Origin of the sequence: uncultured Phenylobacterium sp. (assembly GCF_902826855.1) — a bacterium.
Classification (GTDB): Bacteria; Pseudomonadota; Alphaproteobacteria; order Caulobacterales; family Caulobacteraceae; genus Phenylobacterium.
Map to the genome: position 1 here is coordinate 1 of NZ_CADEGK010000266.1, position 5,240 is coordinate 5,240.

Genomic DNA, 5,240 nt, shown 5'->3' on the forward strand with positions numbered 1-5,240 from the left:
CCATAGAGCGTGCCCTGCGGCCCCCGAAGCACTTCGATCCGCTCGGTGCGGATCGTGGAGTTGCCGAGGCCGGCCACCGTGCCGGCATAGAACCCGTCGTCATAGACGGCGACGCCCTGGTCGGTGCCCAGCTGTTGCGTCAGCCGGCCGATGCCGCGGATGGTGACCCGGTCGACGCCCGGATTGTACGTCACGCCCGGCGTGAAGTTCAGCTGTTGCTGCGTCGAAATGATGCCGGTCTCGTCGCGCATCTGCGCCGTGAAGGCGGTGACCGACGAGGCGACGTCCTGGAGGTTCTGCTCACGCTTCGAGGCGGTGACCACGACCTCCGTCAAGGCTACCGCCTCTCGAGCCTGCGCCCAGGCGCCAGAGGGCGAGGACGCGGCGGCTACCGACAACAGTACCGTACTCGCCGAGCACGCAAGCGTCCGACGCCGAATGTCGCTTGAAGATCCCATGATGCGCTCCCCTGTGCCGCTGCTCTCTGTGACAGCGTTGCAATAGCAGCTTTATTCTAGAACGATGTTCTGTCAATGAACTTAGTACGTGTTTCAAAATTTACTTGGTACGCGTTTTAGGAATCGGAGCGGCTCCAGGGCGGCGGCGCCTTGGAAGGCGCGGTCAACGGCGCAAAAAAAAGCGCCGGCGGGCCGAAGCCTGCCGACGCTCGATTGTGGTGGATCGATACTGCCTCGACAGAGCGTCGGCCGGCGGAACCCGCCGACGCTCCGGTGTCGAGTGGGGCTAGAAGGCGTAGCGGACTTCCAGCGACCAGATCCGCGGCGGTTCCAGGAAGAGCGACTGGAAGCTCAGGTTCTGGGGCGGCAGGGTCTGGAACCCGTTGACCACTTCCTTGTCGAAGAGGTTGGTCACGCAGCCGATCACCGTCACGCCGCTGTCCAGATGCCTCCAGGTGACGCGCGCGTCGACCGACTCGCCGCCCTTGATCCGGTGCAGCGGGTTGTTGAACAGCTGCTGGTAGGACTTGCCGGTGTAGTTGAACGTCGCCGAGGCGATCAGGTCGCCGCCGCCGAAGTCCCACACGTACGAGCCGTTGATCGCCAGCTTGTGCTTCGGCGAGCCGGCCACGGAATTGCCGACCAGCGTCTGCCCCTGGGTGTTTTCCACCGCACCGATGATCGGGTCGCCCTTCGGCTTGGCGCCGGGTTGCACCGCCGCCGGGTCGGCGCTGTCGACGTAGCAGCAGCCTCTCTTGATCTCGCTGTGCAGGTAGCCGTAGTTCGCCAGGATGGTCATGCGGTCGATCGGCCGCCAGATGGCTTCCAACTCGAGGCCGTAGTTCTCAACCTTGGGCAGGTTGATCAGTTCGTTCAGCAGGATCGTGCCCTGGATTCTGGCGTTGTTCGCCTGCAGGCCCTTGTAGCGATAGAAGAAGGCGGCCGAATTGATCTGCAGGGCGCCGAGGTTCTCTTTCCAGCCCGCTTCGAAGGCGTCGACGTATTCCGAACCCACGAACGGGTTGGCCAGCGCCGAGCCCAGGTTGTAACCGCCCGACTTATAGCCGCGGCTGTACTTGCCGTAGACCAGGCGGTCGTCGTTGGGCGTCCATTCCAGGCCGAAGGTGCCCGTGAAGGCCTTGTAGGTCTTCTTCAGGTCACGGCCGAGAGGGCAGGCGAACGCGGGGTCGAGGCGATAGAAGGGCGGAACGCCCGGGAGATTGTTCCCTTCGCCGTTCGGGTAGCAGGTGCCCACGACGATTTCGAAGGGGATGAAGGCAGGGGCCGGCACGCCCGGGAAGCCCAGGATCGCCAAGTCGCCGCCCACCGGAATGCCCGTGATCAGCCAGGCGTTGAAGACGTTCTCTTCATGGCCCTTCTTGGTGTCGTGAGATCCGCGCAGGCCGAGGGTGGCCTTCAGCTCAGGCGTGAACTGGTAATCGACCTGGCCGTAGATCGCCTTGGATGTGGTCTTGAGCAGCGTGTCGTAGCGATAAAGGATCGACAGTTCCGGGCTGGGATTGGGCCTGGAGCCGGAGGGGTTGTTGAAGCCCGGCTCATCAATGGATTCGGATGAGAGGCGGGAATTCTGCTTGGCGTGATAGTAGTAGAGACCGAAGATGTACTGCAGCGGCCCGTCGCCGGTGGAGGAGAGGTTCAGTTCGTGGCTGAACTCCTTGTTGTCGGACGGCAGCTCAAGATAGGTGTCGTTGTGGACGTTCCGCGTTATGCGTTGCGTGCCCGGCTGGGTGAGATCGCAGTCCTCGACGATGTCCAGGTTGGCGTTCCGCGGCGTGGAAAACCCAGTATAGACAGCCCTACAATCGTACGGGAACTGAATGTCCTGGTTGTCGACCGTGTTGCCATCAAGAGTGTAGTCGAGATCAAACTTTCTGAACCCACCGGTATACTTGATGTCGAAGGTGCTCGCGTGGAACACGGCCTCGCCGATGACCTGGTGGGAATTGTTCAGGTTGGTCGACGACGGCACGTCGCTGCGGAACTTGCGGTGGTCGGTGGTGCCGGGGTTTGAGCCCGCGGGCAGGCCGTAGAACACGTACGGGATGCCTTCGCCGCGGACGTTGACGCCGTAGTCCGTGATGCCGGTCGAGCTCCGGGGACGGGTCTTCGAATCGTTCGTCGTGTAGCGGATCCAGGCGTCGAACTGGTCGTTGGGCTTGAAGGACAGCTGGGCGTCGAGGGCCCAGCCTTCCCCAACGCCGCCTTCGTCCGGGCCGCCGGCCGTGTTCTTGAAGTAGCCTTCGTTCTGATCGAAGTAGCTGAAGGTCACCGCGGCCGACAGGGCGTCGGTCAGAGGCCCGGTCACGCGCGCTTCCGCGCCGATGCCGCCATAGCTGTTGATCGAGACGCGGCCCTCGCCGCCGAAGGTGCTGCTGGGGCGCTTCGAGATGGTGTTGACGGCGCCGCCGACAGAGTTACGGCCGTAGAGCGTGCCCTGCGGGCCGCGCAGCACTTCGACCCGCTCGGTGCGGATGGTGGACGTGCCGAGGCCGGCCACGCTGCCGGCGTAGAACCCGTCATCGTAGACGGCGACGCCCTGGTCGGTGCCCAGCTGCTGGGTATAGCGGCCGATGCCGCGGATGGTGACCCGGTCGACGCCCGGGTTGTACGTGACGCCCGGCGTGAAGTTCAGCTGCTGCTGGGTCGAAATAATGCCGGTCTGGTCGCGCATCGTCGCCGTGAAGGCCGTGACCGACGAGGCCACGTCCTGCAGGTTCTGTTCGCGCTTCGAGGCGGTGACGACCACTTCGCCGATCAGGGTCGAATCATCGTCCGCCGCCAGAGCGCCGGAGGGGATGGCGAAGAGGCCGAGGAGCAGGGCGTTTGCGCTGACGGTGTGCCGCCAGGAACGAAGACGCGCGGGCGCATTGCCGCTGGAGTGGCGAGATAGTTTCATGGTTCCTCCCGATGCCAGCTGTTCTCGAGGACAGCTTTGCTAGCCGGAGGGTTAGGGCATAGGCGCCATCGTGTCAACAAAATTAGAGTGCTGTCGAAATATGGCGGTTCGAAAATATCCGGTGTTGTCTTTGCGACAACACTCGCCCGCGGCCGGGCCTCCCGCGACCGCTCGCATGTAGGCCTCGATTCAGACCGCCGTCAGATGGCCGGTCGGGAATGGAGCGCCATGCTCAAGGCCAGCATACACCGTGCTGAGCGCGGCGTCATTCCCTTCCTGAGCGCCGGCCTCATCGCGCGCCCGGCCGTCGAACACGACGTCGGGGCCCATGAACCGCATGGAGATCGTCCGCCGTCGCAGGCCCGGGGCGGTGCCCGCCCCGCCGTGCAGGGCCCCCAGGTGGAAGACGACGACGTCCCCCGGCTCCACGTCCCAGGAAAGGATGTCGAAGCCGTCCCGATTCGCCTGGATGTCCGGCAGGCGCGGAAGCCTGGACTGCTTGTAGAGGGGCGCCGTGTCGTCGGCCGCCGCGAAGGCCGAGCCGTTGTAGAGCGTGCCCTTGTGCGAGCCGCGCACGAACTCGAGGCAGTGTTCCTTGGGCAGGGGATCGAGGCTGATCCAGCAGGCGATCAGCTGCGAGCCCATCATCCGCAGGTATGAGGTGTCCTGGTGCCAGGGCGTGCGCCGCGAGGCGCCGCCTTCCTTGAGGAAGAGCTGCTCGCCCATGTACCAGAAGCGGTCGACGCCCCAGAGCGCGCCCACCATGCTGTCCAGGCCGATATCGCGAACCAGACCGGCGTGATTGTGCCCCCGATCTTCGAAGAACTTCGCCGGCTCGTTGGGGTAGAACTTGACCGCGGTCGGCGAGGGGTTGGCGAGGCTCCACTCCACGGCGGCTTCCACCTTGCCGAACGCTTCGGGCGTGAGCGCGCCCTTGAGGTTGACCACGCCGTCGCTGTCGAGCGCGGCGGCGGCCGCCGCCCAGTCGCGGGCGGGCAGGTCCGACAGGGGGATGCGGGTCGTCGTTGCGGCGGCGGCTTGTCCCATGAGCGGTTCTCCCGGGCGCGGTTCTTGTGAGCGCCTCAAAGAAACAGTAGCGCGCTCTAAGTTTGGAGCAACGTCGAACTTTGTGCTCAGCCGGCGGTCGCCGTGGGACAGAGGGGCGCGGCTGCGGCCTGGATGGCCGCGACCCTCGCCTGCAGGCGAGCCCGGCCCGCCGGGCGGGCCAGCCCCATCAGGAGAAGCGCGAACGAGTACAGCGTCTGCTGCTCCATCTCGTCGAGGCTGATCAGATCGGCGCACCAATAGCCGAACACGCCGCCGCTCATCTGGAGCATGGCCAGGCTGACCATGTCGGTGCGCACGCCGGGCGCCAGGTCGCCTTCGCACACGGCGCGCGCCAGCAGATCGCGCCAGAAGGCCTGCCGCGGCCCCTGCACCGCGATCACCAGCTCGGGCTCGGCCCGCGGATTACGGATCGACATGCCGCGATAGAACGGCGGATCGCTGCGGTAGTGGTCCATCGTGATGCGGATGGAATCGAAGATGGCGTCCAGGGCGCTGGGCGAGCCGGCGCCCTCCACCTTGGCGATGAAGACCTCGAAGTCGCGGGCGTAGACCTTGGCCAGGACCGCGCCCTTGGCGCCGAACAGGTTGTACACCGTGGCCGGGCTGAGGTCGGCGCGGTCGGCGATCATCTTGACCGAGAGGTCATCGGCGCCGACTTCCCGCAGGAGCGCATAGGCCGCTTCGACGATCCGAGACCGCCGCGCGTCCTTGCCTCGTTCCCGTCGCGACGTCAGCCTGATCTCGTCCGTCATCAAACTATCCGTCGTCCGCCGCCCGCCTGGCGGGCGAGGCTCCCA

General features: G+C 65.4%; 4 protein-coding genes. All 4 read right to left on the reverse strand.

Annotated elements, in window-relative coordinates:
• Nucleotides 1-335 (reverse strand): Plug domain-containing protein (locus tag QZV94_RS22825; RefSeq protein WP_293682425.1); only part of this gene is annotated, 335 nt, incomplete at its 3' end.
• A 409-nt stretch (nucleotides 336-744) separates the two neighbouring features.
• Nucleotides 745-3,375, reverse strand: a complete 2,631-nt coding sequence (locus tag QZV94_RS22830) for a TonB-dependent receptor (protein ID WP_293682427.1) — start codon at nucleotides 3,373-3,375, stop codon at nucleotides 745-747.
• 189 nt (nucleotides 3,376-3,564) lie between these two features.
• Entirely contained in the window at nucleotides 3,565-4,422 is an 858-nt protein-coding gene (locus QZV94_RS22835; protein WP_293682429.1) for a phytanoyl-CoA dioxygenase family protein, read from the reverse strand.
• Nucleotides 4,423-4,508: 86 nt separating this feature from the next.
• A complete protein-coding gene (locus QZV94_RS22840) occupies nucleotides 4,509-5,195 on the reverse strand; it encodes a TetR/AcrR family transcriptional regulator (protein WP_293682431.1) in 687 nt (228 codons plus the stop codon).
• Nucleotides 5,196-5,240 lie beyond the last annotated feature (45 nt).

What these genes read in the sequence shown, in the direction of transcription:
- QZV94_RS22835 (WP_293682429.1), bottom strand. Translation starts at nt 4,422, where the DNA reads ATGGGACAAGCCGCCGCCGCAACGACGACCCGCATCCCCCTGTCGGAC.
- QZV94_RS22840 (WP_293682431.1), bottom strand. Translation starts at nt 5,195, where the DNA reads ATGACGGACGAGATCAGGCTGACGTCGCGACGGGAACGAGGCAAGGAC.
- QZV94_RS22830 (WP_293682427.1), bottom strand. Translation starts at nt 3,375, where the DNA reads ATGAAACTATCTCGCCACTCCAGCGGCAATGCGCCCGCGCGTCTTCGT.